Source organism: Actinoplanes sp. OR16 (assembly GCF_004001265.1).
In the GTDB taxonomy this organism is placed as follows: Bacteria; Actinomycetota; Actinomycetes; order Mycobacteriales; family Micromonosporaceae; genus Actinoplanes.
On sequence record NZ_AP019371.1, the window covers coordinates 1,696,475 to 1,721,102 of the forward strand.

Below are 24,628 nucleotides of genomic sequence, written 5' to 3' on the forward strand. Positions count from 1 at the left end.
TCCGGCGTGGCTAGAGTTGATTCATGCGGAGCGCTCAGCAGATCCTGGCCGAGTCGAAGGTGATCGCCGTCGTCGGCGCCTCCCGTGACCCGTTCAAGCCGGCCCACACGGTGCCACTGCAGATCCTCCGGCACGGCTGGCGCATCATCCCGGTCAACCCGTTCGTCGCCGAGGTGTTCGGCGTCCCCACCGTGCCCACCCTCGCCGACCTCCCCGAGCCGGTCGACCTGGTGAACATCTTCCGCCCCGCCCGCGACACGCCCGACATCGTCCGCCAGGCCGTCGCGATCAAAGCCCCGGCGGTCTGGCTGCAGAGCGGCATCGTCTCGGCCGAGGCGCGGAAGATCGCCGAAGAGGCCGGCATCGACTACGTGGAGGACCGCTGCCTGGCCGTCGAGCGAGCGCTGGGCCAGCTGACAAGACTCGACTGACCCCACCCGACGAGCTCACGAACCGCTAGCGGAACTGGGCCTCGCGCACGCTGTTGCCGCCGTCGACGACCAGCATCTGGCCGGTGATGTAGGAGGCTGCGGGCGAGCACAGGAACGCCACCGCCGCGGCCACCTCGTCGGGGGTTCCGGGGCGGCCGATGGGCGTGCCCAGGCCCTGCTTGATCTCGGTCACCGTGGAGGCGGCCGTGTAGATCGTCCCGGGCGCGACGCAGTTGACGTTCACGCCGTCGGCGACCAGTTCCATGGCGAGCGCCCGGGTCAGGCCGACCACGCCGGCCTTGGCTGCCGCGTAGGCCGCCTCGGTGGGCAGGGCGTTCACCGGACCGGCGGTGGCGGCCAGGTTGACGATGCGGCCCCAGCCGCGTTCCGACATGCCGCCGATGAAGGCACGGCTGCACAGGAAGGCGGTGCTCAGGTTCCGATCGATTTCGGCCTTCCACTCGTCCAGGGTGAGCTGGGCGACGGGTCGCAGGACTTCCGGGCTGGTACGGCTGGCCAGCCCCGCGTTGTTGACCAGCACTTCGACGTCGCCGAGCTGGTCCGCGATGGCGTCGGCGAGGGCACCGACTTCGGACTCGTCGGTCAGGTCCGCGACGAACCCGGTCACGCCGAGCTCGGAGGCCCGTTCGTGGATCCGCCGGGTCGTCGAGACGATCGCGACCCGGGCGCCGAGGTTGCGCAGGCGACGGGCAGTCGCGTATCCGATGCCGTCGGGGCTGCCGGCGCCGGTGACGAGCGCGACCTTCCCGTCCAGGCGCAGGGTGACCGGCGCTTCGCCGCTTTCTTCGATCTCCGCTTCCACGATTTCCATCATGTCGGGCGCTGTCGACCGTTCGTGCCCGGAAGGCCCAGAACCCCCGGTGGGACCGGAACCCCCGGTGGGACCGGAACCCCCGGTGGGCCCGGAACTCCCGGAAGGCTCAGAACTCGGGGAGCCGGGGGTGGCCGGGTCGGAGCCGGATCGGGGTGGACGGCCATCTGCTGGGCGGGTGGCGTCGCGTCGGGACGGACTGCCCCCGGCGGAACGGGCGTCGAAGACCATGCGAGCGATCCTGCCCCGTACCCGGGGCCGGGGCAAACACCACCACGCGTCACCCGCCGGACTCGGGTACCACTTTCCGTCCGCTGCTCACCGGCGTGACCGGCCCTTCTTCGACGAAGACCAGCGGCGCTCCGATCCCGTACCTGGCCGGGAGCATCAGGCGCGCCTCGTCGAGGTCCCGGGTGCCGATCTCCACTCCTACGCCGTCGTGCCGGCTGCCGACGGTGACGATCCGCACTCCCTGGTCGCCCCAGTAGTGCAGGTCGGCGACAATCCGGTCGTGCCAGTCGTCGAGTTCGGCGAGGGCATGCGCGGAGTCGCGGACCAGGATGCACGCGTCCTCGGCGCTGCTGCGGACGAAGTCGTCGAACCGGGCGGACGGCACGCGGTAGACGACCGCCCGTACCCGCTTCTGATCGACCTCGATGCCGGAGTAGCGATCGGCGTGCTGGTCCCGCCCGCCTCGATCGATCCGTTCCATCGCGGTGGCCAGGGCAGGCGGGGTGACCGGTGTCCGGACGTGGCCGCGGACGGTGTACTTGGCCGTGCGGGCGAACGCGCAGCCCGCTGTCTGCCAGCCGCCGAGCACCCCGGCACGTTCCGGCCTGGCGGCGGTCTCGGCGGCGCCACAGCCGGTCGTCGTCAGGACCAGCGCCGCGGCCAGCAGCGCCTTTCGCACGCGACGCATCGCATCCCCTCCTGCCCGATCGCTGAGTGCCCGAATGCTGGGTGCCCGAATGCTGGGTGCAACGAGCGGGCCCTCGCCCTCGGTGACGGGCTCGACCCGTACACATGAAAAATCGGGATGAAAAGGGAAGTCTGCGATAAACCGGTAAACAACCGGAAAGAGACCCTAAGAGGGCGCCGGCTCCGACCGCCCGGCCCGTGCCGCACCGAAGATCACCACGGCGACGCCGGCCAGGAGCAGCGCCAGCCCCGGCAGCGAACTCTGCCGCGGCTCCTGCCCGAGCCACCACCACGCGATCAGCGCCGCGCCCGGCACTTCGAGCAGGATCAGCACGCTGACCGCCGTCGCCGACGTGTGCTGCAGCGCGTAGTTGAACATCGAATGCCCGAGCAGCTGTGCCCCCACGACCAGCGCCAGGATCGCCGCCCAGGTCTGTGCGTCGTATCCGCTCAGTGACGACCCGGAGATCAGGCAGACGACCACCAGGATCGCGGCGCAGGTGCCGTAGCAGATCCAGGTGTACGTCGTCGTCGACAGCGATATCCGCGCCCGCTCACCGAGAGCCGTGTAGACCGCGGCGGCCATCGCGCCCAGCAGTGCCAGCACGTCGGCGAGCACCGCCTGACCGGAAACGCCGATGTCAGCACCGGTGGCCCAGGCCGCGCCGGCCACCGCGAGGCCGATGCCGAGCCAGCCGGCAGCGGACGGACGCCGCCCCTGCGCGGCCGCGATCAAGCCCTGCCAGACCGGCTGCGTCGCCACCAGCGCGGTGGCCGTCGCGACCGAACCGAGCTGGACCGCCGGCATCCACGTGGAGAAATGCGCGGCCAGGGCGATCCCGGCGAGCACACAGAAGATCCCTTCGCGGCGCAGCGGCCCCCGGATGATTCCGGTCACCTCGGCACGGCGTGACGTGAGGGCGACCGGCGTGAGCACCGCCGTGGCGAGCGCGTTGCGCCAGAACGCGATGGCGAGCGCCGGCGCCGCGGCGAAAGCGATCAGTGGCGCCGACGACGAGACCGCCAGCACCGCCACGACCAGCGCGAGCACGGTTCCGGGCGGCGGAAGCGCCGTGTGCCGACCCTCGGAGGCGGTGCCGACTTGACGCAGTGAGCGCATATTCATCCCCGGCCGTCAGTTCTTGCACAGCCAAAGTGCGCAAGTTGCAGATGTCTATTGGCGGACAGTGACGAAGCGGCTACTGTCACCGACGGCTGTCTGGCCGTTTTCTTCCTTCGATGCCCAGGAGGCCGATTTACATGCCCGCATATCGTGCGGTCGTGTTCGACTTTTTCGGCACCTTGACCCGATCTGTCCAACGCGGCCCCCAGCACGCGGACATCGCCAGGTCGCTCGGTGCCGATCCGGAGGCCGTCACCGGCGTCCTGAACCGTACGTTCCGTGCACGCGCCTGCGGCAGCTTCGGCTCGGCCGAGGCGACGCTCCGCTGGGTGATCGAGCAGGCGGGAGGCAGGCCACGTCCGGACGCCATCCGCGCCGCGATGCCCGCCCGGATCAACGCCCTGCGTGCCGACACCCGGCTCCGCTCGGACGCGGTCAGCGCGCTCACCGCCATCCGGGCCCGGGGCGTGCGCACCGCCGTGATCAGTGACTGCACCCACGAACTTCCCGCCTTCCTGCCGGGCCTTCCGGTGGCGCCGCTGCTGGATGCACAGATCTACTCGGTCGAGCTCGGCATCTGCAAACCGGATCCCGCGATCTACCTCGCCGCCTGCGACCGTCTCGGCGTGGCGCCACAGGATTGCCTCTACGTCGGCGACGGCGGCAGCCACGAACTGACCGGCGCCGCTGCGGTCGGCATGACCCCGGTCAAGCTGATCGCCCCCGATCTCGCGAACCACCTGGTCTTCGACGCCGACACGAACTTCGCGGGCCGCACGGTCCGTTCCCTGACCGATGTCCTGGCATTGCTGCGGCACACACCGGCAATGGCTTCTTCCTCATCGGTACGGTGACAGCGGCCGTCCCCGACCGCATCGGGACGTCCCCCAGCGCACCACACCTGCGGCCACCTTCGGCCGGCTGCGGCACCGGCGTGCCCTCACCGGATTCTCTGGCAGGATGAGTGGGGTGACGGCTGGCGTGCTCGACGAGGCGATCAAGAAGGCTGCCATCGCCTGGGTCTCAGTGGAGGACGGGCCGGCGTACGCGCTGTGGTGCATGCCCGCCGAGAACTCGATCGTCGTGGTCAGCGGGCCCGGTGAGCAGTACGCACCGGGGCTCGCCGAGGCGACACGGGCCACGGTCCGGCTACGCGGCGATCACGGCGGGCTGATCCTGGTCGTCGACGCCGTGGTGGACAGGCTGGAACCGGGAGGCGACGAGTGGAACGAACTCGCGCCTCAGCTGGCCACGAAACGGCTGAACGCCTCCGGCACCGCCGACGATCTGGCCGCTCGCTGGGCCGGGAGCGGCTGCGCGGTGGTCCGGCTGACTCCTGCGGCTGATTCGGTGGTCGGCGCGCCGGACCTCCCCGCCGACTCCGCAGCTCAGCCACCCCGCGAGACACCGGCCCGGGTGGAGACCCGCCGCCCCTTCCGCCTGCACCGGGTCCGCAAGCGCTGACCCGCCGCTCGGTCCAAGTCCCCTTCCCTACCCCTCCCCTCCTCCCTCCCCCCTCCGCTCCCCGCTCCCCGCTCCCCGCTCCCGCTCCCGCTCCCGCTCCCGCTCCCGCTCCCGCAGATCTTGAGCGATCTTCTGTCCCCGGCGGTGCGAAGTCACCCAAGATCCGGGAAGAGGGCGCGACGCGGAAGAGGGCACAGAGACGGCGCGGGGCAGAGGCAGCGCGGGACAAAGGCAGCGCGGGACAAAGGCAGCGCAGTGCCCTCCGCAGATCTTGAGCGATCCTCTATCCCCAGCAGTACAAAGTCACCCAAGATCCCGGACGAGGGCGCGGTGCGGAAGACGGCGCGGCGCGGAAGAGGGCGCGGCGCGGAAGAGGGCGCGGCGTGGAAGAGGGCGCGGCGTGGAAGAGGGCGCGGCGTGGAGGAGGGCAGAGACGGCGCGGGGCGCGGTGCTGGGGTCAGCCTACGAAGGGTGGGACCGTCATCTCGCCCTTGGCGATCGGGCAGACGTGGCCTGCCACTGTCGCTGACTTCGCCTCGCCGGCTACCGCTGTCACCGTGCACTCCAGGAGTGACGGGCGTCTGATCTCGTGGCCCTGGTGGACGCGGTAGGCGGACTCGCCGTCGCCGGGCAGCCAGCCGGCCGCCACCAGCCAGACGCCCAGGCCGAGGGCCGCCGAACCGGTCGCGGGGTCCTCCCAGACGGCATCGCCGGGTACGAAGACGCGCGCGTGAGCTTCCCGGGTCTCCGCCGACCAGGAGAAGACGGCCAGGCCGCTGACGCCTTCGCGCGCCGCTCGTGCGGCGTCCAGCTCGATCGCCGCTAGCGCTTCCCGGCGTACAGGGAGAAATGCCCAGCTCAAGCCGCACCCGGCCGGACGTGGGGCAGCGAGGTCGGCGGCAGCGGAATCGGAGGCCGTCAGGCCGAGGAGATCGAGGAGCGACGCGGCGTGCAGCGGATCGCCGAGAGTGAGCGCTCCCCCGGTCAGCGTGGCCGAGCCCGCGGCGGTGACCTCGATCGGCAGCAGGCCGACGCCGCACTCCTGCACCACGCGACCGGCCGGGAAGTCGCCGCGGCGCATCAGGGTCACCGCTGCGCCCACCGACGGATGACCGGCGAAGGGTAGTTCCGTCTTGGTCGTGAAGATGCGCACTCGGTAGGTTGCGCCATCGGCACGCGGGGGAAGTACGAAGATCGTCTCGGCCAGGTTGAACTCGCGTGCCAGCGTTTGCATCTGGTCGGTGGCGAGATGGTGAGCGTCGAAGACGACGGCGAGCGGGTTGCCGGCGAAGGGTCGATCGGTGAACACGTCGACGATCTCGTACGCCACGGTGGACATGTCCGGACCCTAACCTAATCTGAGGGTGTGACCATGGGGACGAGGGTTTATCTGGCTCGCCTCGCCGGATTGCCGGTGTTCGACCCCAACGGCGATCGAGTCGGCCGGGTTCGGGACGCGGTGGTGCGCCTGCGGACCACGAACCGGCCGCCGCAGATCGTCGGGCTGGTCGCCGAGATGGCGCTGCGCCGCCGGATCTTCCTGCCGATCGGGCGGGTCACCAGCATGGACGCCGAGTCGATCGTGCTGAGCACCGGCACGCTGAACCTGCGGCGGTTCGAGAAACGGCCGAACGAGCTGCTCGCCCTGGAGGATCTGCTGGACCGGCGGGTCACCGTGGTGCCGGAGCACGGCGAGGGGCCGGACCACACCGGCATCGTCGTCGACATCGCCATGGAGTTGCACCGGAGCACCGAATGGCTGGTCACCCGGGTGGCGGTCCGTGAGCACACCGGGCGGCTGGCGCGGCGCGGCCACGTGTTCCAGGCCGACTACAGCCGGGTGCGAGGGCTGATCGGGCCGACCGACACCCAGGGCACGTCCAGCCTGCTGGCGCTGCTCGACCAGATGCGCCCGGCCGACATGGCGAACGCGCTGCAGGACCTGCCGGACGCGCGACGCCTCGAGGTGGCCGCCGCGCTGAGCGACCGCAAGCTGGCCGACGTGCTCGAGGAACTGCCCGAGCACGACCAGGTGGAGATCCTGGCCCGGCTCGATCGGGAACGCGCCGCCGACGTGCTCGAGCGGATGGACCCGGACGACGCCGCCGACCTCCTCGCCGAGCTGCCGAAAGCCGAGCAGATCGTGCTCCTCGACCTGATGGAGCCGGAAGAGGCGGCGCCGGTCCGGCAGCTGATGAACTACCGCCCCGGGACCGCCGGCAGCGTGATGACCTCGGAGCCGGTGATCCTCACCCCGGACACCACCGTCGCTGAGGCGCTCGCCCGGATCCGGGAGCCCGAGCTCTCCCCGGTCATCGCCGCGCAGGTCTTCGTGGCCCGGGCGCCGAGCGCCACACCGACCGGGAAGTACCTCGGCATGGTCCACTTCCAGAAGCTGCTCCGGGAGCCGCCGTCGTCGATCGTGGGCGGGCTGGTGGACAGCGGCATCGAGCCGTTGAAGACCGAGACCGGGCTGTTGGAGATCACCCGGCGGATGGCGACCTACGACCTCATCGCGATGCCCGTGGTCGACTCGGTGCACCGCCTGCTCGGGGCGGTGACGGTGGACGACGTCCTGGACCATTCGCTGCCCCGGGACTGGCGTGATCGGGACGCCCAGGAGGAGGCTTCGGAATGAGCGAGCCACGACGTGACCGTCTCGACCAGCCGCGTGAACCGGGCCGGATGACGCTCCCGAAATTCGACCCGGAAGCGTTCGGCCGCTGGTCGGAGGGGATCGCCCGGTACATGGGCACGGCGAAGTTCATCGTCTACATGACGGTGGTGATCGCCGCCTGGTTCGCCTGGAACACGCTGGCGCCCGAACGGCTGCGCTTCGACCCGTACACCTTCACGTTCTTGACCTTGATCTTGTCGTTGCAGGCGTCCTATGCGGCGCCTCTGATCCTGCTGGCCCAGAACCGGCAGTCGGACCGTGATCGGCTGTCGATGGAGGAGGACCGGCGGCGGGCCGCGCTCCAGAAGGCCGACACCGAGTACCTGACCCGGGAGATCGCCTCGCTGCGCATCGCCCTCGGTGAGGTCGCGACCAGGGACTTCCTCCGCAACGAGCTGATCCGCCTGGCCGACGAACTGGACGAGGCGGCCCACCGGCGGGAGAAGCGGGCCCGTATGGAGTGGGACGAAGAGCGGTCCTGACGGCCGACGTAGCATGGCAAACATGTCCGCACCTGCATCGACGCTCGAGGACGCCATTCAGGCCGCACTGGCGACCGTGGACGACCCCGAGATCCGCCGCCCGATCACCGACCTCGGAATGGTCTCGGGCTTCACCGTCAGCGACGGCCTCGTGAAGGTCGATCTGCTGCTCACCGTCGCCGGCTGCCCCCTGCGGGACAAGCTGACGAACGACATCACCGCCGCGGTCACCAAGATCCCCGGCATCGATCGGGTCGAGATCAACTTCGGCGTGATGAACGAGGAACAGCGCAAGGCGCTGCAGACCACACTGCGTGGCGGTGGCGAATCGGCGGAACCGGTCATCCCGTTCGCCCAGCCCGGCTCCCGGACCCGGGTCTACGCCGTGGCCAGCGGCAAGGGCGGCGTCGGCAAGTCCAGCGTGACAGTGAACCTGGCGGCCGCTCTGGCGAAGCGTGGCCTGTCGGTCGGCGTGGTCGACGCGGACATCTACGGCCACTCGGTGCCGCGGATGCTCGGCGTGGACGGCAAGCCCACCCGGGTCGAAGAGATGATCATGCCGCCGCAGTCGCACGGCGTGAAGGTCATCTCGATCGGCATGTTCACGGCCGGCAACGCCGCGGTGGTCTGGCGCGGCCCGATGCTGCACCGCGCGCTGCAGCAGTTCCTCGCCGACGTCTACTGGGGCGACCTGGACGTCCTGCTGCTCGACCTGCCCCCGGGCACCGGCGACGTGGCGATCTCCCTGGCCCAGCTCCTGCCGAACGCGGAGATCCTGGTCGTCACCACTCCGCAGATGGCCGCCGCCGAGGTGGCCGAGCGGGCCGGCGCGATCGCCCTGCAGACCCACCAGCGCCTCGTCGGCGTCGTGGAGAACATGTCGTGGCTGGAGCTGCCGGACGGCTCCCGCATGGAGGTCTTCGGCGCGGGTGGCGGCGAGACCGTCGCCGAGTCGCTCACCAAGACCGTCGGCGCCCGGGTCCCGCTGCTCGGTCAGATCCCGCTGGACACCCGCGTCCGCGAGGCGGGCGACGCCGGCAACCCGATCGTGCTGGCCGACCCGTCGGCCCCGGCCGCGAAGGCCCTCGACAGCGTCGCCGACAAGCTGGCCGTCCGCCGCGAGTCCCTGGTCGGCAAGCCGCTGGGCCTCTCGGTCACCACCAAGCGCTGACTCATGTAGCGTCGAGGTCGTAACGCTGCGCCGGTCGGGGACTCTCGACCGGCGCAGCTTTTTCAGTGCTGCCGTTCTTGAAGTCGGCCGCCTTCGCCACATCGGAGATCTCCGACTTGACCCCGTTGAGGTCCTGCTTCACGTCGTCGAAGAGGGTCTGCAGCGGCTTGCGGATGGCCGCCTCGTCGTCCTCGCTCAACAGGTGCTTGCGGATGAACGCCTTCGGGTGCAGGTCTTCGAGCTGGATGTCGGTGCCGAGCTCACGACTCAGGTCGGTGGTCGCGTTCTGCGCCATCGAACGCAGGCCGCGCAGCATCCGCAGGCCGTCGCCGATCACCTTGGGGAGTTTCTCCCCGAAGATCAGCAGCGCCAGCATCAGCAGCGCGCCGATCTCCCACCAGTTCAGATTGTCGAACACAGCTCGGCCTCCCAGGCGGTCCCGCGCTCAGCCTACGCACGACGGCTGTGAGTTGGCAGTCCGCCCGCCTGTCAGTTCGTATCCGCGGCCAGCGTCACAGAAGCCGACGCGTTCTTGGTGCCGCGGCGGTAGTCCACCGCCACGACCGAGCCCGGCGCGTACTTCCGGACCAGTGCGATCAGGTCGGTGCCGTCCTCCAGGACGTGCCCGTCGATCCGGGTGAGCACGTCACCGCTCTTCAACCCGGCCGTGGCGGCGGGACCGGCCGGCTCGACCGTCCGCAGGCGGGCCCCACCGGCGGTCTCCCCGGTCACCACCTCGGCGCCGATCACGGTCCGGCGTGCCTTGCCGGTGTCGATGATGTCGGTCGCGACCCGCTTCGCCTGGTTGATCGGGATGGCGAAGGCGAGACCGATGTTGCCGGCCTCGGTGTCGGTCGAGCCGACCGAGCGGATCACCGAGTTGACCCCGATGACCTGGCCGGCCGCGTTGACCAGCGGGCCGCCGGAGTTGCCCTGGTTCACCGCGGCGTCGGTCTGGATGGCCGCGTAGTAGCGGGTGGCGCCGCCTGCCTCGCCCGCCTCGATGGGCCGGTCGAGGGCGCTCACGATGCCCGAGGTCACCGTGTTCACCAGGGCGAGCGGTGAACCGAAGGCGAGCACCGGGTCGCCGACGGCGATCGAGTCGGAGTCGCCGAGCTCGACCGGGGTGAGATCGGACTTTGCGACTTTGATCACGGCGATGTCCGACTCGGGGTCACGGCCGACCACCCGGGCCGAAGCCGTGGTGCCGTCGCTGAACGAGACCGACATGGTGTCGCCGGCACCCTCGACCACATGGTCGTTGGTGATCACGTAGCCGTCGTCGGAGACCACGAACCCGGAGCCGATCGCCCCGGTGACGCGGACCGTCACGACGCTGGGCAGCACCCGCTCGGCCACCCCGGCGAGGGTCTCGGGCGCCCGCTGCATCGACTCCGGAACCTGCTGGGCGGGCGCGCCGATCTGGGTGCCGCCGTTCGACACATAGCCGCCGCGGACCGCGAACAGGAAGCCCAGCGTGCCACCCAGCCCGCCCGCCAGCAGCGCAGTGACCAGGCAGATCGCCAGGATCGGGCCGAGCGACCGGCGGGGCGCGTCAGGGTCGGGGACGACCTCGGGCTGCGGGATCTCCCCCGCCGGCGAGGTGGACACGTGCACCGCTGCCGGCGCCCACGGGTCACGCCACGGGTCGGCGGTGGCGTCGGACCACCACGGCGCGGCAGGATCGGGGGTGCCCGGGGCACTCGACCCCGGTGGCCGGCGCCAGTTCCAGCCGTCGGTCACTTCGGTGCCTCCACTCTCGGTCCGCCCGGGTCCGCGCATCCAGGATGACACGGAATCCCCGGGTACCACCTTCCCACCGATTCCCGCTCCGGGCGTCATGGGGCGTTTATCCATCGACGGCGCAGTGCATCACGAGCGAGCATCGCTCTACTCTCTAATCCGATGTGCGTGGTTGCGCCACGCGTGTCATCGCTGCCGCCCGGAGGTTCGTCATCATCGGTCCCGCTCGTTCATTCGGTCAGCCGGCGCCGCAATCGACGCCGTTCGCCGAGACATACGCCACCGAGGACCCGGTCCAGCAGACCGCGCGTGCCCTGGCGCACGAGCTCGGCCTGCCCTGTGTCTCGCCCGGCGCGGGCTCCGTGCTGCGCCTGCTGGCTGCCGCGGGAAGCGCCAAGGCGGTCGTCGAGATCGGCACCGGTACGGGGGTGAGCGGCGTCTGGCTGCTTCGCGGCATGCGCCCGGACGGCGTCCTCACCACCATCGACGTCGAGCACGAGCACCAGCGGATCGCTCGCCGGGTGTTCCAGGAGGCCGGTTTCGCCCCCTCCCGCACCCGCATCATCAGCGGCCGCGCCCTGGACGTGCTCCCCCGCCTCGCCGACGGCGTCTATGACCTGATCTTCGTGGACGCGGACACCACCGAGTTCGCCGCCTGCACCGAGGCCGCCCTGCGCCTGCTCCGCCCGGGCGGTGTCCTGATCGTGAACGGCGCACACGCCGGCGGCCGGATCAGCGACCCGGCCGCCCGGGACGTGGACACCCTGACAGTCCGCGAAACCGTCAAGGCGATCCGCGAGTCCGAGGACTGGATCCCGGCCGTGATCCCGTCCGGGGCGGGCCTGCTGACCGCAGTGAAGCGCTGATTCGTCCGCCCTGCCCGTCATCGGCCGCCCTCTGACCGGGGTGGATGTTGGTGAGCTGTGGTGGAAATGCGGGCGGGGCTCTCCAAGATCGCGGGGGTGGGAGTAGGGGCGGGGAGCGGGCGGCGGCTTTGCGTGCGCTCACCGCCGTCATGGGGCCGCGAGCGCACACGAGCGACAGCTTTGCGTGCGCTCACCGCCCCCATGAAGGCCGGCAGCGCACACGCGACAGCTCTGCGTGCACTCACCGCCCCCATGAAGGCCGGGAACGCACACGCGACAGCTCTGTGTGCGCTCACCGCCCTCGTGAGGGCCGGCAGCGCACATGCAACAGCTCTGCGTGCAGTCACCGCCCTCATGAAGGCCGGCAGCGCACATGCAACAGCTCTGCGTGCAGTCACCGCCCTCATGAAGGCCGGCAGCGCACACGCGACAGCTCTGCGTGCAGTCACCGCCCTCATGAAGGCCGGCAGCGCACACGCGACAGCTCTGCGTGCAGTCACCGCCCCCATGAAGACCGGGAACGCACACGCGACGGCTTTGCGTGCGCTCATCGACGTTGGTGGCGGCGAGTGTGTGCGCTTGCCGACCTTCGCACCGCGCGCTCATCCGGCCGCGCGGTGCGAGCGGGGAGCGGACGGCCGCCGGGCGGACGGCCGGGTGGGGGCCGGGTGGGGGCCGGGCGGACGGCCGGGCAGGCAGGCGGACGGCGGCCTGGCGGACGGTCGGGTGGGAGGTGAGCAGGCTGGGGTTAGGGGAGCTGGGAGAGGTAGCGGATCAAGGTTCGGGCTCCCCAGCCTGTGGCGCCCTTCGTCAGGTCCTGGTCGTCGGCTTCGGCCCAGCTGGGCGCGGACATGTCGAGGTGGGCCCAGCGGGTGTCGCCGAAGAAGTCGCGCAGGAAGAGGGCGGCCATCACCGAGCCGGGGCCGGCCGGGGCGCTGACCCGGTCGGCGATGTCGCTGGCGAGGTTGTCGGCGTAATCGTCGGCCAGCGGCAGGCGCCACATCCGCTCGCCCGCTTCCTCGCCGGCCGCGGTGAGGGCGGCCGCCAGGTCGTCGTCGGGGCTGTAGAGGGCCGCCGTGCGCTTGCCGAGCGCCACCGCGTTCGCGCCGGTCAGCGTCGCCAGGTTGACCACCAGGTCGGGTGCCAGTTGCTCGGACGCGTACGCCAGGGCGTCGGCCAGCACCAGCCGGCCCTCGGCGTCCGAGTTCAGGTTCTCGCTGGTCGTGCCGTCGTAGTGGGTGATCACGTCGCCGGGGCGGAAGGCGGAGCCGCTCACCGCGTTCTCGGCGAGCGGGGTCAGAGCGGTCACCCGGATCGGCAGGCCCAGCTCGGCCGCTCCCAGCGTGGCCGCCACGACCGCGGCGGCGCCACCCATGTCCTTCTTCATCAGCTTCATGCCGTCACGCGGCTTGATCGAGATGCCGCCGGTGTCGAACGTGATGCCCTTGCCGACCAGCACCACGTGGGTGGTCGCGCCGGCGGGCTGCCAGGAGAGTTCGACGAACCGGGGTGGCGACACCGAGCCGCCGCCGACCGCGAGCAGGCCGCCGAAACGGGTGAGTTCGTCGCCGGAGCGGACCTTCGCGGTCAGGCCGGGCTTGTCCGCGGCGGCGGCCACGATCTGGCCGGCGAACCACTCGGGGTTCTTCACCGAGGACGGCGTGTTCGTCAGGTCTCGTGCGAGCCATGTCGCCGCGGCGGTCACGCGGGCGAGAGCGAGGCTTTCCTCGTACGCCGAAGGGTTTGCCGCAATCAGACGCACCTCGCCGGACCGGGCCGCCCGCGGGGCGTCGCGATAGCGATAGCCGCCCAGCCAGAGGCCTTCCGCGAGCCCGCGCACGGCCGCACCGGAGACGCCCTCGGGCAGGTGAACTTCCAAGATCTCATCGCCGGAGGCCGCCCGGATCGCCGCCGCGCCCGCCGCACGCCAATCCGACTCGCTCCCGGTGGAAGCGCCCACGAGAAGCACCCGTGACGGACGATTCACCGGGCGGGGCAGCACCGTCAGCGCGCCCGCCTTGCCGGCGTCGGAAGTCTGCTCGATCAGCGCGCGGACCTCGGCATCGAGCTCACCGAGGCGCGGCGGCCCGTCCGGACCCACCGGGACCGCCCAGGTGGCCGATTTGTCGGAGAGCTCGGTCAAGCGGATTGCGAACACGGGAGGATGACCTTTCCGTAAGACGTGGAAAGCCCGCCGGTACGGGCGGTACCGTACCGGCGGGCTCGCGTGAAACGTCAGCCGGCGATCGACTTCAACGCGTCACCCAGCGCGTTGGCCTCGTCCGGAGTCATCTCAACGACGAGACGGCCACCACCTTCCAGCGGGACGCGCATGACGATGCCACGACCCTCTTTGGTGACCTCCAGCGGACCATCGCCCGTCCGCGGCTTCATCGCCGCCATCTTGTCTCCCCTCAGACCTACGTCAGGGTCGGTGGGTTGCCCCACAGCCACTTGCTCCTGGAATGCCAGCAGCCACGTCACGTGCTCAGCCCCACGCGACGCGGTGCTCGTTTCCGACCGGCGGCCCGCTCAGGCCGTTTTCACGTCTTCACGCGTTGCGACCCACCGTGCCGATCAAACATTTTCCCTGATGAACACCGGCGAACCCAAACCCAGCCCAGGCGGATGTGACAGCGTCTAGCATATCCCCTTTCGGGCTGTCACAATGTGCGGTCATGCAGGCGCGGTCCGCACTCTTCGACCTGTACGGCGATTACCTGCGCGCTCGCGGCTCCCGAGCCCCGGTCGCGGCCCTCGTGCGGCTTCTCGCTCCGCTCGACATCGCGGCCCCGGCGGTCCGCACCGCAGTGTCGCGAATGGTGCGACAAGGCTGGCTTCATCCGCTCCGTCTGGCTTCCGGACCGGGCTATCTGCTCACGCCGAAGGCCGCCCGGCGGCTCGACGAGGCGGCCGGCCGGGTGTACCGAACCGGTCGCGGTGGCTGGGACGGGCGCTTCGACATGGTCCTTCTGCACGACCCGCCGCTCGCCCGCCGGGACGCCGCGCGGCTCGCCTACCTCGGGTACGGGCCGCTCAGCGATCAGGTCTGGGTGGCGCCGCGGGCGTCCGACGAGCTGGAGGCGGCTCTGGCCGAGTCCGGGACCGGCTACGAGCGGTTCAGCGCGAGCCATACGGCCGGATCGGACCTGGTGCAGCGCGCCTGGGATCTCCAGCGGATCGGGCGGTCGTACGAGGAGTTCGTCGAGTCGTTGCAGCCGGTGGTCAAGGCGATCACAGCGCGCAGCTCCGACGAGGAGGCGTACGCCGCCCGGTTCCGGCTCGTGCACGCGTGGCGGTCGTTCCTCTTCCAGGATCCGCAACTTCCGGCATCGCTGCTGCCCGCCGGCTGGCCGGGTGTCCGGGCCGCCGGCTTCTTCGACAAGCACGCTCTGCGCCTGCGCCCGGCCGCCGACCGGTACGTCGAACGCTGCCTGCAATCGGCCACACGTGGTGAACGTGTGGGATTCTCGAAGCCATGACAGACGTGCTCCTCATCGACCGCACCGAAGCGGTCGTGACCCTCACCCTGAACCGCCCCGAGTCGATGAACTCCTTCACCGTCGACCTCAAGGAGGCGCTCCGGGACACCCTCGCCCAGCTGGAGAGCGACCGGTCCTGCCGGGCGATCGTGCTGGCCGGCGCGGGCGGCGCGTTCAGCGGCGGTCAGGACCTCCGGGAGCACGCGGCCCTGCTGGAGGCCGGGTCCACCGACCTGAACACGGTTCAGGTGCACTACAACCCGATCGCGCAGCGTCTGGCGAACATGCCGAAGCCGGTCGTCGCCGCGGTCCGGGGCATGGCCGCCGGCGCGGGCGCGTCGCTGGCCCTGCTCGCCGACTTCCGGATCGGCGGGCCCTCGACGAAGTTCCTGATGGCGTTCGCCAACGTCGGCCTGGCCGGTGACAGCGGCATCTCCTGGTCGCTGCCCCGGATCGTCGGGCACGCCAAGGCCGTCGAGCTGCTCCTGCTGGCCCAGCCGGTGAAGGCCGAGGAGGCAGCCCGGATCGGGATGCTGACGAAGCTGGAAGAGGACGACGAGCAGGTGCTGCCGGCGGCTCAGGAGCTCGCTGCGCGGCTCGCCGCCGGTCCGACGGTGGCGTACGGCGCGATCAAGCGGGAGCTCTCCATCGGCGACGCCGGCACGCTCTCCGACGCCCTCGCGGCCGAGGCTCAGGCGCAGTCGATCTGCGGCGGCACCGAGGACCACCGGAACGCCGTGAACTCGTTCCTGCACAAGCAGAAGCCGGTCTACAACGGGCGATGAGGGCGCCGGCGAGGACTATTCCTCGTCCTCGTCCTCGTCCTCCTCCTCGGGGTCCTGGTTCGCCTCGACCCCGAGGACGAAGGCCTGCATCGCGAGTTCATCGCCCGAGGGCCAGACGTACGTCGGAAGCTCCTGCGGACCGAGTTCCGCCACATGCGACCAGAACTGCCGCACGGCCTCGGCCGGGCTGACCGCCTCGATCGGCATCGCCACGCTGACCAGCCACGACGTCTTGTCCGTCGAGGGCGAGAGCCGGCCGGCCAGCCGCCGGAAGAGCTCCTCGCCGATCGCCGTCACCGGGCCGTCGCCGGCCAGCTCGTCCGCCGGGACCGGTTCGTCGAAGGCCCGCCGCAGGTAACCGAGAACCAGGTCGGCGCCGTCCGACTTCTCCACCCGGGCCAGCGCCACGACGTGGTCCTCGGCGACCAGAAGCACTTCGTCACCGGCTGAGGCCTCGGTCGGGCCGCTCGGCACCGTCACGACATCGTGCTGGAACAACCGCTCGGTCGCCCACTGCTCGTCCGGGATGATCACTGACCACTGCGCCATGGGTTCCATCTCATCACGCGGCGGTTCAGGCGGTGAGCGGTGGGACCCAACAGCCTGCCAGGTGGTCGTCGACCATGCCGGTGGCCTGCATCAACGCGTACGCCGTGGTCGGACCGACGAATTTGAAGCCGCGCTTCTTGAGGGCCTTGGCGAGCGCCGTGGACTCCGGCGTGACGGCCGGGACGTCGGCGCGGGTGGCCGGGCGGGGACGGGCCGCCGGAGCGAACGACCACAGCAGCGCGGAGAGGCCGTCCGGCAGGTCGGCGGCGACCTTCGCGTTGGCGATCGCGGCGTCGACCTTCATCCGGTTGCGGACGATGCCGGCGTCGGCCATCAGCCGGGTCGCGTCGGCCTCGGTGTAGGCGGCCACCTTCGCGATCGAGAAGTCGTCGAAGGCGGCCCGGAACGCCGGGCGCTTGCGCAGGATCGTGATCCACGCCAGCCCGGACTGGAACGCCTCCAGGGTGAGCCGCTCGAACAGGGCGTCGTCGCCGCGCAGAGGCTGTCCCCACTCGGTGTCGTGGTAGGCCGCGTAGTCCGGGGTGCTGCCGCCCCAGAAGCAGCGGGCGCGACCGTCCGCCCCGGTGACCAGGTCGGTCATATCTGGTCCTGTTCCACCAGGCGGCCGAACTTCTTCAGCGCCCCGGTGAAGCCGATCTTGGACCCGGGCCAGAGGACCGGCCAGGCGATCTTGCCGACCGGGCCGGCCGGCAGGTGGAACCACTCGTGCAGGACGACCTGGGCACGGTCGCCGGACATCGCGGTGCAGCGCATCGAACCCGGGCCGCGAAGGACCTTGCCGCAGTGCACGACGCGGACCTCGAAGGGGGCGTTCACCTTCACGACGCGCAGCTCGTCGCGGATCACCGCAGGGCCGATCGCGGTGACCGCCTCGACCAGGCTGCCTTCGCCGCCGTCGCCCTCGACCACCCGAACCTTGGTGAACGGGATCCAGGCGGACTGCTTCTCCCAGTCCATGAACGCGGCGAAGACCCGGGACGCCGGCGCGTTGACGATGACCGTGGCGGTGAACTCGCCGATGCCGGGCCGGGCCGCGTCACCGAGACCTGGGCCCTCCTGGCTGGTCACTCGTCGTCCTTCTTCTCCGCGGGCTTCTTCTCCGCGGGTTCGTGGGCGTGCGGCGGCAGGCCGGCGACCTCGTCGATCGGGTCGTCACCGCTGATCAGGTCGATGTGCGGCGCGGTCGCGGTGGCCGCCTCCTCGGCGGGCCCGGGGGCGGCCGGGGCGGCCGAGGCCTCACGCGCCTTGCGCAGCGCCTCGGCGTCATCGGTGCGGCCCTCACGCAGCGCGGCCACCTCGGCCTCCAGCACGCCGATCAGCTCGCCCTTGTAGCCGATGTCGTACGCCGCCCGCTGAAGAGCCTGATCGACCTGGTTCATCCGGTAGCCGCGGACGACGGTGTCGAACCGGGTGGCGGAGATGTCGGACTCGCCGAGGGGCCGGTCGCTGGGGAGCGGAATCGCACGCCCGTCGGGCTCGACCGGAGTCAGCCCGGAGTCGCCCCCGCTCAGCAGAACGGTCACGCCGAAGACGATCGTCGCCACCACGAGCGCCACGACGATGAAGAGCAGAAGCTGACCCATGCGCACGATGTTGACATGTCGGCTTTCCGGTGGCGAGCCCGCCACCCGGTCGGTATCGCCGGCCGGCCTTCACGTCCAGGTCAGGATGCGCTTCCGCCAGGCATAGAGGATGCCGAGCGCGAGCACGGCGACGAACACGCCCATCTCGGCGATCGCGGCGCCGCCGAATTCGGGACGGTCGAAGACCACCGCCCACGGAAAGAGAAATACGGCTTCAACCGCAAAAAGGACATAGAGGTACGCGTAGACGTAGTACCGGATCTGCGCCTGCGCCCAGTCGCCACCGACCGGATCGATACCGCTCTCGTACGAGATCCGCTTGCCCGCCGGCTCCGCGGGATTCGCCGGCCGCAACAGCCGATTGGCCCCGAACGCGGCCACGAACAGCAGAACTCCGGCGGCCAGGATGAGACCCAGGATGGCGTACGAACCGAGATATCCGTCCACGAACGGGGAGCCTAACCGACCAGCGGCCGCGAATTACGTGCCGCATGGTGGACATTGCTGGCTGGGCCTTCGACCACACCGCTACCGTGGGCAACGGTCCGAGGCCGCTTCGTAAGGAGCGGCGACGTAGTCTGGAAGTGACGATTTGCGGGCCGGCCATCGACAGACTTAAGCCACCGGACCGCGTCCTATGGAGGTTGACCGTGGTCGCTCCCGCGAAGCGAGTCGAGCAACTGGACCGTGTGATCATCCGATTCGCCGGCGACTCCGGTGATGGCATGCAGCTCACCGGAGACCGGTTCACGTCGGAGACCGCTCAGCTCGGCAACGACATCTCGACTCTGCCCAACTTCCCCGCCGAGATCCGCGCGCCCGCGGGCACGCTTCCCGGCGTCTCCAGCTTTCAGGTGCATTTCGCCGACTACGACATCCTGACCCCGGGTGACGCGCCGAACGTCCTCGTCGCCATGAACCCGGCCGCCCTCAAGGCCAACGTCTCCGACCTGCCCCCGGGCGCCGACATCATCGTGAACACCGACGAGTTCACGAAGCGGAACCTCGCCAAGGTCGGTTACGCGGGCAACCCGCTGGAGGACGGCTCGCTCGACGAGTTCGCCGTCCACCCGGTCGCGCTCACCTCGATGACGATCGGCGCGCTGGCCGAGTCCGGCGTCGCGAAGAAGGACGCCGAGCGCGCCAAGAACATGTTCGCCCTCGGGCTGCTCAGCTGGATGTACTCGCGGCCCTTCGAGTCGACGCTGCGGTTCCTGGAGCGCAAGTTCGCGAAGCGCCCCGATCTGGTCGCGGCGAACAAGACCGCTTTCCAGGCCGGGTGGAACTACGGCGAGACGACCGAGGCCTTCTCGGTGCGCTACGAGGTCAAGCCGGCCAGGATGCGCCCGGGGACCTACAAGAACATCACCGGCAACCAGGCGCTCGCGCTCGGCCTGGTGGCGTCCGCGGTCCGGTCGAAACTGCCGCTGTTCCTCGGCGCCTACCCGATCACGCCGGCCTCGGACATCCTGCACGAGCTGTCGAAGCACAAGAGGTTCGGCATCACCACGGTCCAGGCCGAGGACGAGATCGCCGCGATCGGCGCGGCCCTCGGCGCGTCGTACGGCGGGGCCCTCGGTGTGACCACCACGTCCGGGCCGGGCGTCGCGCTGAAGAGCGAGACCATCTCGCTCGCGATCGCCCTGGAACTCCCACTGGTGATCGTGGACGTGCAGCGGGCCGGCCCGTCGACCGGCATGCCGACGAAGACCGAGCAGGCCGACCTGAACATGGCGTTGTTCGGCCGGCACGGCGAGGCGCCGCTCGCGGTGATCGCGCCGAAGTCGCCGTCGGACTGCTTCCACGCCGCGCTGGAGGCGGCCCGGATCGCGCTGACCTACCGCACGCCGGTCATCCTGCTCTCCGACAACTACGTGGCGAACGGCTCCGAGCCGTGGCTGCTGCCCTCCGTGGACGAACTGCCGGACCTGCAGGTCTCGTTCGCCACCGCGCCGAACGCCGAGGACGGCAAGTTCCTGCCCTATCTGCGCGATCCGGAGACGCTGGCCCGACCATGGGCCATCCCGGGCACCCCGGGGCTCGAGCATCGGATCGGCGGTCTGGAGAAGGCCGACAAGACCGGCGACATCTCGTACGACCCGGCCAACCACGAGCACATGGTCCGCATCAGGCAGGCGCGCATCGACGCCATTCCCGTGCCGGACGTCGATGTGGAGGACCCGGAGGAGAACGCGCGGGTCCTCGTACTGGGATGGGGGTCGACCTATGGCCCCATCGGAGCCGCATGCCGCGCGCTGCGCCAGCGCGGCCTGTCCATCGCCCAGGCTCACCTGCGGCATCTCTCGCCGCTGCCGGCCAATCTGGGGGAAGTACTTTCGGCGTACGACAAAGTGATCGTGCCGGAGATGAACCTGGGCCAGCTGGCTTCGGTGATCCGTGCGAGATACCTGGTCGACGCCGTTCCGTTCAACCAGATCAGCGGCCTTCCGTTCACCGCCGCCACGCTGGAGAGCATGCTGGAGGACGTGGTCAAGAATGGCTAGCCCCGTCGAGCTCAAACTGACCGCGAAGGACTTCAAGTCCGACCAGGAGGTGCGCTGGTGCCCGGGCTGCGGTGACTACGCGATCCTGGCCGCCGTGCAGGGCTTCATGCCGGAACTGGGCATCCCCCGGGAGAACATCGTCTTCGTCTCCGGGATCGGCTGCTCGTCCCGCTTCCCGTACTACATGAACACGTACGGGATGCACTCCATCCACGGCCGCGCGCCGGCGATCGCGACCGGCCTCTCCACCTCCCGGCCCGACCTCAGCGTCTGGGTGGTCACCGGCGACGGCGACGCGCTCTCGATCGGCGGCAACCACCTGATCCACGCGCTGCGCCGCAACGTGAACCTGAAGATCCTGCTCTTCAACAACCGGATCTACGGGCTGACGAAGGGGCAGTACTCGCCGACCTCGGAGATCGGCAAGATCACCAAGTCGACGCCGGCCGGTTCGGCGGACTCGCCGTTCAACCCGCTGTCGCTCGCCCTCGGCGCCGAGGCGACGTTCGTGGCCCGGACGATCGACTCCGACCGCAAACACCTCCAGTCGGTGCTGCGGGCGGCGGCCGAGCACGAGGGTTCCGCGTTCGTCGAGATCTACCAGAACTGCAACATCTTCAACGACGGCGCCTTCGACCTGATCAAGGACGCCTCGTCGCGCGACGAGCACCTGATCCGGCTCGAACAGGGCCGGCCGATCACGTTCGGGGCCGACGACCGCTTCTCGGTCGTCCACCCGGAAGGCAGCTTCGGCCTGAAGGTGCAGGAGGGCGGCAACGCCATCGTGCACGACGCCACCGTCGACGACCCGGCGTACGCGTTCGCGCTGACCCGCCTGTCCGGATCGGAGCTGACGACAACGCCGATCGGCGTCTTCCGGAACGTGCAGCGGCCCTCCTACGACGAGATCGTGCGCAAGCAGGTGCTCGACGCGAAGGCGCAGTCGTCCGGGACGGCCGAGGAGATGCTGAGCAACCTGCTGAACGCAGGCGACACCTGGACGATCCTCTAGCCCCATCGGCCGGCCGCCGGCACACGCCGCCGGCCGGCACTCGGCCGGTGGCGTGTGTGGTGGGGCTAGGCGCGGGAAGCTCGGGTGCTTCGGTAGGCGCGCATCTTCGCTCGGCTTCCGCAGATGCTCATCGTGCACCAGCGGGATCGGCCGCCCGGGCTGCGGTCGTAGTAGACCCAGCGGCAACTGTGCGCCCCGCACGCCTTGAGCCTCGGCCAGGTGCCGTCGGCCACCGCTGCCAGCACGCCGGCCGCGATGTGCGCGGTCAGGGCCGGGATGCCGTCGAGGCCGTGGGCTGGCACGGCGGTGGCCTGGCCGGTGGCGTCGACGGTCAGGCGCAGGGCGGCCCGGCTCAGCTCGAAGTCGAGCACGCCCAGCGAACCGGCCGGGGCGTCGGCGCCGGTGTGCGCCTCGCAGAGATCGCGCAGCGCTTCCCGCAGCCGGATCGCCGCCGGCACGTCCTCCGCGTCGAAGGTCAGCGGGCCGAGGCCGTGTGCCGCGCAGAACTCGGCGAGATCGGCGGCGGTGCGCAGGGTCTCGCGGCCCGCCTCGATGTCGACCGTGTTCGCCAGGTCCTGGAGGAGGGCCAACCCTGAGGGCGCTGGAGCGCGATCGCCGGGCTGCCGCATGAGTAAACGTTACCGCTTTGGGGCACGCATCCGGTAACCGTTACCGGATGGAGGGGCTATGGGGGTAACGAAACGCAATCGGGACTTCCGCGACTTCTGGCTCGGGCACACCGTCTCGGCCGTCGGCACCCACGTCACGGCCGTGGCACTCCCGCTGCTCGCCACCCTCGTGCTGGACGCCGGCCCGACCGGGGTTGCCGCCGTCGCCACGGCCGGCTACCTGCCGAACGTGCTCCTGCCGCTCCTGGCCGGGCACTGGCTCGAACGTCGCCGGCGCCGGCCCGTGATGATCGGTGCGGACCTGCTGAGGGCGGCGGCCCTGTTCGCGGTGCCCACGGCGTACATGATCGGGGTCTTGACCGTGCCCCTGCTCGTGGTGATCGCCTTCGTGGTCGGTGCGCTCGCGGTGGTGTTCGACATCGGTGGGTTCGCCTACGTGCCGACGCTCGTCGACGAGAGCGATCTGCCCGCCGCGAACCGGGCCGTCCAGGGCTCGACCACCGCCGCCCAGGTCGCCGGGCCGGGACTCGCCGGACTGCTGACCCAGGCGGCCGGGCCGGCGCTCGCCGTTGTCGTCGACGCGGTCAGCTATCTCGGCAGCGCGCTCGGGGTGGCCGCGGCCCGGCGCCCGGAACCGTCACCGGCCCCGGCCACCGATTCCGGGAAGACCGGGCTGCGCCTCGTCGTCACCGACCCCTACCTGCGCGCGCTCACCGCCCATGCGGCGATCTACAACGGCGCGTCCCAGATCCTCACCGTCAATCTCGTGGTCTACCTGATCAACGAACGCGGCCTGAGCGCAGGCCTCTTCGGGCTGGCGCTGAGCGCGAGCGGCGCGGGCGCCTTCGCCGGGACCATGCTCGCGCTGCGGATGGCCGGACTTCTCGGGTACGGACCCGCGTTCCTCGCGTCCCTGGCCCTCTCCACCGGGATCCCGCTCGCGATCGCGGTCCTGCCCGGGTCCGGCCTCGCCCTGGCCCTGTCGCTGGCCGTGGTGCAGTTCGTCAGCGGCATCGGGCTGGGATCGGCGAACGTCCTCTCCGTGACGCTGCGGCAGGTGATCGTGCCGCAGGGATCGCTGGCCCGGACGAACGGCGGCTACCGGACGCTGATCTACGGGGTTCTGCCGCTCGGCAGCGCGGCGGGCGGCGTGCTCGGGCACGGCCTGGGCAGCCGGGCGGGCGTGGCGATCGGCGCCGCCGGACTGGCGGTGTCGACGTTGCCGATACTCAGCCGCCGGATCCGGAGGCTGCGCTCCCTGGAGACGGTCCGCGCCGGCCGGGCGGTCAGACCGTGATGCCGCTCGGTACGCCCTCGTCGTCGCGGATGTAGACCAGCAGGTCGCCCGTCTCGATCGTGACCGCCTGCTCGCCACCCAGCGGCAGCACCTTCCCCCGCCGGATCAGGGCGACCACCAGCGTCAGCAGCTCACGAGGGTTCCGGCCCACCTCGGCCCGCTCGGCGGACCGCATCGCCAGCGCCATGCCCTGACCCGGGGTGAGGAGGTCCTCCACCACGTCGATGAGCGGCGGGGCGGTGGTGGTGAGACCGAGCAGGCGACCGGCCGTCGAGGACGAGACGATCACGTGGTGAGCGCCGCTCTGCTTCAGCAGGGCCGCGTTCTCCTGCTCACGGACGGCCGCGATGATCCGGACCTGGCCGGCGGTGAGCTGCCGGACGGTCAGCGTGATCAGCACGGAGGCCTCGTCGCGGTCGGTCGCGATGATGACCGACTTGCAGTTCTTCACGTCGGCTTCGTTGAGCACCGCCGAACGGGTCGCGTCACCCTCGATCACGACGAAGCCACTGGCCTGCGCCTGCCGGACCCCTGCTTCGCGGTTCTCCACGATCACGATGCGCGCCTTGTCGTACCCGGTCTCCAGCAGCGCGGCGACCGCGGCCCGGCCCTTCGTGCCATAGCCGCAGATGATGATGTGGTCCTTCAACTTTCGCCTCCACCGGCTGACCCGCAGGCCCTTCCGGTACTGGTCGGTCAGCACCTCCAGAGTGGTGCCGACCAGGATGATCAGGAAGAGGACCCGGGCGGGGGTGATGAACAGGACGTTCACCAGCCGGGCACTCGGGGAGGTCGGGGTGATGTCCCCGTAGCCGGTGGTGGAGAGCGTGACCACCGCGTAGTAGGCGCAGTCGAGGAGGGTCAGGCCGTCCTCGTTGACGTCACGGTAGCCGTCGCGGTCGATGTAGATGATCGCCACCGTGACCACGACGAGGGCGAATGCCATCGCCAAGCGGGCCCCTAGGGCCTTCAGCGGTCCCTGTCGGACCAGCGGTAGATGAATCATGGAACCGCCTGCACGGACTCACCCTAACGGTCAAGCTGGAGATCACACCGGTA

The 24,628-nt window shown here is 70.4% G+C and carries 27 protein-coding genes; 12 read left to right on the top strand and 15 right to left on the bottom strand.

The window, feature by feature from the left end; genetic code table 11:
• Nucleotides 1-23 precede the first annotated feature (23 nt).
• Complete coding sequence (locus tag EP757_RS07790) at nt 24-431, top strand: CoA-binding protein (protein WP_127543520.1); 408 nt, start codon at nt 24-26, stop codon at nt 429-431.
• A 25-nt stretch (nt 432-456) separates the two neighbouring features.
• Here the strand turns inward: EP757_RS07790 and EP757_RS07795 are convergent, their stop codons facing one another.
• The 3 genes from EP757_RS07795 to EP757_RS07810 form a co-directional block, all read right to left on the bottom strand.
• Entirely contained in the window at nt 457-1,494 is a 1,038-nt protein-coding gene (locus tag EP757_RS07795; protein WP_232050411.1) for an SDR family NAD(P)-dependent oxidoreductase, read from the bottom strand.
• A 49-nt stretch (nt 1,495-1,543) separates the two neighbouring features.
• Nucleotides 1,544-2,182 (bottom strand): hypothetical protein, encoded by a 639-nt coding sequence (locus tag EP757_RS07805; RefSeq protein WP_127543521.1) that lies wholly within the window; start codon nt 2,180-2,182, stop codon nt 1,544-1,546.
• A gap of 165 nt (nt 2,183-2,347) precedes the next feature.
• Nucleotides 2,348-3,301 (bottom strand): DMT family transporter, encoded by a 954-nt coding sequence (locus EP757_RS07810; RefSeq protein ID WP_127543522.1) that lies wholly within the window; start codon nt 3,299-3,301, stop codon nt 2,348-2,350.
• A 140-nt stretch (nt 3,302-3,441) separates the two neighbouring features.
• On the opposite strand from EP757_RS07810, the gene EP757_RS07815 reads away from it, so the two are divergent.
• Nucleotides 3,442-4,158, top strand: a complete 717-nt coding sequence (locus EP757_RS07815) for an HAD family hydrolase (RefSeq protein WP_127543523.1) — start codon at nt 3,442-3,444, stop codon at nt 4,156-4,158.
• A 106-nt stretch (nt 4,159-4,264) separates the two neighbouring features.
• Nucleotides 4,265-4,768 (top strand): hypothetical protein, encoded by a 504-nt coding sequence (locus EP757_RS07820; protein WP_127543524.1) that lies wholly within the window; start codon nt 4,265-4,267, stop codon nt 4,766-4,768.
• A gap of 457 nt (nt 4,769-5,225) precedes the next feature.
• Here EP757_RS07820 and EP757_RS07830 read toward each other — a convergent pair whose 3' ends face one another.
• Nucleotides 5,226-6,107 (bottom strand): PhzF family phenazine biosynthesis protein, encoded by an 882-nt coding sequence (locus EP757_RS07830; RefSeq protein WP_127543525.1) that lies wholly within the window; start codon nt 6,105-6,107, stop codon nt 5,226-5,228.
• Between the two features lie 27 nt (nt 6,108-6,134).
• On the opposite strand from EP757_RS07830, the gene EP757_RS07835 reads away from it, so the two are divergent.
• Genes EP757_RS07835 through EP757_RS07845 form a run of 3 tightly spaced genes read left to right on the top strand, consistent with a single transcriptional unit; the run spans nt 6,135 to nt 9,098 of the window.
• On the top strand, nt 6,135-7,406 hold the full coding sequence (locus EP757_RS07835) for a magnesium transporter MgtE N-terminal domain-containing protein (RefSeq protein ID WP_127543526.1): 1,272 nt from the start codon (nt 6,135-6,137) through the stop codon (nt 7,404-7,406).
• Nucleotides 7,403-7,927 (top strand): DUF1003 domain-containing protein, encoded by a 525-nt coding sequence (locus EP757_RS07840; RefSeq protein WP_127543527.1) that lies wholly within the window; start codon nt 7,403-7,405, stop codon nt 7,925-7,927. The genes EP757_RS07835 and EP757_RS07840 overlap by 4 nt, the downstream gene beginning before the upstream one ends.
• A gap of 22 nt (nt 7,928-7,949) precedes the next feature.
• Nucleotides 7,950-9,098 carry an Mrp/NBP35 family ATP-binding protein gene (locus EP757_RS07845; RefSeq protein WP_127543528.1) on the top strand — a complete coding sequence of 383 codons (1,149 nt, stop codon included), beginning with the start codon at nt 7,950-7,952 and terminating at the stop codon, nt 9,096-9,098.
• A 1-nt stretch (nt 9,099) separates the two neighbouring features.
• On the opposite strand, the gene EP757_RS07850 is transcribed toward EP757_RS07845, so the two are convergent.
• Together EP757_RS07850 and EP757_RS07855 are read right to left on the bottom strand one after the other, a co-directional pair.
• Complete coding sequence (locus tag EP757_RS07850; protein ID WP_127543529.1) at nt 9,100-9,516, bottom strand: preprotein translocase subunit TatB; 417 nt, start codon at nt 9,514-9,516, stop codon at nt 9,100-9,102.
• Nucleotides 9,517-9,587: 71 nt separating this feature from the next.
• Complete coding sequence (locus EP757_RS07855) at nt 9,588-10,841, bottom strand: S1C family serine protease (protein WP_127543530.1); 1,254 nt, start codon at nt 10,839-10,841, stop codon at nt 9,588-9,590.
• A 314-nt stretch (nt 10,842-11,155) separates the two neighbouring features.
• Between EP757_RS07855 and EP757_RS07860 the strand changes: the two genes are divergently transcribed.
• Complete coding sequence (locus EP757_RS07860) at nt 11,156-11,707, top strand: O-methyltransferase (RefSeq protein WP_127554133.1); 552 nt, start codon at nt 11,156-11,158, stop codon at nt 11,705-11,707.
• Nucleotides 11,708-12,455: 748 nt separating this feature from the next.
• Here EP757_RS07860 and EP757_RS07865 read toward each other — a convergent pair.
• Together EP757_RS07865 and EP757_RS07870 are read right to left on the bottom strand one after the other, a co-directional pair.
• Nucleotides 12,456-13,865, bottom strand: coding sequence for a M17 family metallopeptidase (locus EP757_RS07865; RefSeq protein WP_127543531.1), 1,410 nt, complete (start codon nt 13,863-13,865; stop codon nt 12,456-12,458).
• A 77-nt stretch (nt 13,866-13,942) separates the two neighbouring features.
• Nucleotides 13,943-14,110 (bottom strand): DUF3117 domain-containing protein, encoded by a 168-nt coding sequence (locus tag EP757_RS07870; RefSeq protein WP_014447667.1) that lies wholly within the window; start codon nt 14,108-14,110, stop codon nt 13,943-13,945.
• Nucleotides 14,111-14,385: 275 nt separating this feature from the next.
• Between EP757_RS07870 and EP757_RS07875 the strand changes: the two genes are divergently transcribed.
• Together EP757_RS07875 and EP757_RS07880 are read left to right on the top strand one after the other, a co-directional pair.
• Entirely contained in the window at nt 14,386-15,189 is an 804-nt protein-coding gene (locus EP757_RS07875) for a PaaX family transcriptional regulator C-terminal domain-containing protein (RefSeq protein WP_127543532.1), read from the top strand.
• Complete coding sequence (locus EP757_RS07880) at nt 15,186-15,974, top strand: enoyl-CoA hydratase-related protein (protein WP_127543533.1); 789 nt, start codon at nt 15,186-15,188, stop codon at nt 15,972-15,974. The genes EP757_RS07875 and EP757_RS07880 overlap by 4 nt, the downstream gene beginning before the upstream one ends.
• 15 nt (nt 15,975-15,989) lie before the next feature.
• On the opposite strand, the gene EP757_RS07885 is transcribed toward EP757_RS07880, so the two are convergent.
• The 5 genes from EP757_RS07885 to ndhC form a co-directional block, all read right to left on the bottom strand.
• Complete coding sequence (locus tag EP757_RS07885) at nt 15,990-16,523, bottom strand: hypothetical protein (RefSeq protein WP_232050412.1); 534 nt, start codon at nt 16,521-16,523, stop codon at nt 15,990-15,992.
• Between the two features lie 25 nt (nt 16,524-16,548).
• Nucleotides 16,549-17,124 (bottom strand): DNA-3-methyladenine glycosylase I, encoded by a 576-nt coding sequence (locus EP757_RS07890; protein ID WP_127543535.1) that lies wholly within the window; start codon nt 17,122-17,124, stop codon nt 16,549-16,551.
• Nucleotides 17,121-17,612 carry an SRPBCC family protein gene (locus tag EP757_RS07895; RefSeq protein ID WP_127543536.1) on the bottom strand — a complete coding sequence of 164 codons (492 nt, stop codon included), beginning with the start codon at nt 17,610-17,612 and terminating at the stop codon, nt 17,121-17,123. The genes EP757_RS07890 and EP757_RS07895 overlap by 4 nt, the downstream gene beginning before the upstream one ends.
• Complete coding sequence (locus EP757_RS07900) at nt 17,609-18,127, bottom strand: DivIVA domain-containing protein (protein WP_127543537.1); 519 nt, start codon at nt 18,125-18,127, stop codon at nt 17,609-17,611. Before EP757_RS07900 ends, EP757_RS07895 begins: the two co-directional genes overlap by 4 nt.
• Before the next feature lie 69 nt (nt 18,128-18,196).
• Nucleotides 18,197-18,574 (bottom strand): NADH-quinone oxidoreductase subunit A, encoded by a 378-nt coding sequence (gene ndhC, locus EP757_RS07905; RefSeq protein ID WP_127543538.1) that lies wholly within the window; start codon nt 18,572-18,574, stop codon nt 18,197-18,199.
• A 203-nt stretch (nt 18,575-18,777) separates the two neighbouring features.
• Between ndhC and EP757_RS07910 the strand changes: the two genes are divergently transcribed.
• Complete coding sequence (locus EP757_RS07910; RefSeq protein ID WP_127543539.1) at nt 18,778-20,631, top strand: 2-oxoacid:acceptor oxidoreductase subunit alpha; 1,854 nt, start codon at nt 18,778-18,780, stop codon at nt 20,629-20,631.
• Nucleotides 20,624-21,643: a 2-oxoacid:ferredoxin oxidoreductase subunit beta gene (locus EP757_RS07915; protein ID WP_127543540.1), complete on the top strand. Its 1,020-nt coding sequence runs from the start codon at nt 20,624-20,626 to the stop codon at nt 21,641-21,643. Before EP757_RS07910 ends, EP757_RS07915 begins: the two co-directional genes overlap by 8 nt.
• Nucleotides 21,644-21,708: 65 nt before the next feature.
• Here the strand turns inward: EP757_RS07915 and EP757_RS07920 are convergent, their stop codons facing one another.
• A complete protein-coding gene (locus tag EP757_RS07920; protein WP_127543541.1) occupies nt 21,709-22,272 on the bottom strand; it encodes a CGNR zinc finger domain-containing protein in 564 nt (187 codons plus the stop codon).
• A gap of 58 nt (nt 22,273-22,330) precedes the next feature.
• On the opposite strand from EP757_RS07920, the gene EP757_RS07925 reads away from it, so the two are divergent.
• Nucleotides 22,331-23,569 carry an MFS transporter gene (locus tag EP757_RS07925; protein WP_127543542.1) on the top strand — a complete coding sequence of 413 codons (1,239 nt, stop codon included), beginning with the start codon at nt 22,331-22,333 and terminating at the stop codon, nt 23,567-23,569.
• Here EP757_RS07925 and EP757_RS07930 read toward each other — a convergent pair.
• Nucleotides 23,559-24,575 (bottom strand): TrkA family potassium uptake protein, encoded by a 1,017-nt coding sequence (locus EP757_RS07930; protein ID WP_127543543.1) that lies wholly within the window; start codon nt 24,573-24,575, stop codon nt 23,559-23,561. The two genes, EP757_RS07925 and EP757_RS07930, sit on opposite strands and share 11 nt — an antisense overlap.
• Between the last annotated feature and the right edge of the window lie 53 nt (nt 24,576-24,628).

What these genes read in the sequence shown, in the direction of transcription:
- EP757_RS07790 (WP_127543520.1), top strand. Translation starts at nt 24, where the DNA reads ATGCGGAGCGCTCAGCAGATCCTGGCCGAGTCGAAGGTGATCGCCGTC.
- EP757_RS07795 (WP_232050411.1), bottom strand. Translation starts at nt 1,494, where the DNA reads ATGGTCTTCGACGCCCGTTCCGCCGGGGGCAGTCCGTCCCGACGCGAC.
- EP757_RS07805 (WP_127543521.1), bottom strand. Translation starts at nt 2,182, where the DNA reads ATGCGTCGCGTGCGAAAGGCGCTGCTGGCCGCGGCGCTGGTCCTGACG.
- EP757_RS07810 (WP_127543522.1), bottom strand. Translation starts at nt 3,301, where the DNA reads ATGCGCTCACTGCGTCAAGTCGGCACCGCCTCCGAGGGTCGGCACACG.
- EP757_RS07815 (WP_127543523.1), top strand. Translation starts at nt 3,442, where the DNA reads ATGCCCGCATATCGTGCGGTCGTGTTCGACTTTTTCGGCACCTTGACC.
- EP757_RS07820 (WP_127543524.1), top strand. Translation starts at nt 4,265, where the DNA reads ATGAGTGGGGTGACGGCTGGCGTGCTCGACGAGGCGATCAAGAAGGCT.
- EP757_RS07830 (WP_127543525.1), bottom strand. Translation starts at nt 6,107, where the DNA reads ATGTCCACCGTGGCGTACGAGATCGTCGACGTGTTCACCGATCGACCC.
- EP757_RS07840 (WP_127543527.1), top strand. Translation starts at nt 7,403, where the DNA reads ATGAGCGAGCCACGACGTGACCGTCTCGACCAGCCGCGTGAACCGGGC.
- EP757_RS07845 (WP_127543528.1), top strand. Translation starts at nt 7,950, where the DNA reads ATGTCCGCACCTGCATCGACGCTCGAGGACGCCATTCAGGCCGCACTG.
- EP757_RS07870 (WP_014447667.1), bottom strand. Translation starts at nt 14,110, where the DNA reads ATGGCGGCGATGAAGCCGCGGACGGGCGATGGTCCGCTGGAGGTCACC.
- EP757_RS07875 (WP_127543532.1), top strand. Translation starts at nt 14,386, where the DNA reads ATGCAGGCGCGGTCCGCACTCTTCGACCTGTACGGCGATTACCTGCGC.
- EP757_RS07880 (WP_127543533.1), top strand. Translation starts at nt 15,186, where the DNA reads ATGACAGACGTGCTCCTCATCGACCGCACCGAAGCGGTCGTGACCCTC.
- EP757_RS07885 (WP_232050412.1), bottom strand. Translation starts at nt 16,523, where the DNA reads ATGGCGCAGTGGTCAGTGATCATCCCGGACGAGCAGTGGGCGACCGAG.
- EP757_RS07890 (WP_127543535.1), bottom strand. Translation starts at nt 17,124, where the DNA reads ATGACCGACCTGGTCACCGGGGCGGACGGTCGCGCCCGCTGCTTCTGG.
- EP757_RS07900 (WP_127543537.1), bottom strand. Translation starts at nt 18,127, where the DNA reads ATGGGTCAGCTTCTGCTCTTCATCGTCGTGGCGCTCGTGGTGGCGACG.
- EP757_RS07915 (WP_127543540.1), top strand. Translation starts at nt 20,624, where the DNA reads ATGGCTAGCCCCGTCGAGCTCAAACTGACCGCGAAGGACTTCAAGTCC.
- EP757_RS07920 (WP_127543541.1), bottom strand. Translation starts at nt 22,272, where the DNA reads ATGCGGCAGCCCGGCGATCGCGCTCCAGCGCCCTCAGGGTTGGCCCTC.
- EP757_RS07925 (WP_127543542.1), top strand. Translation starts at nt 22,331, where the DNA reads ATGGGGGTAACGAAACGCAATCGGGACTTCCGCGACTTCTGGCTCGGG.
- EP757_RS07930 (WP_127543543.1), bottom strand. Translation starts at nt 24,575, where the DNA reads ATGATTCATCTACCGCTGGTCCGACAGGGACCGCTGAAGGCCCTAGGG.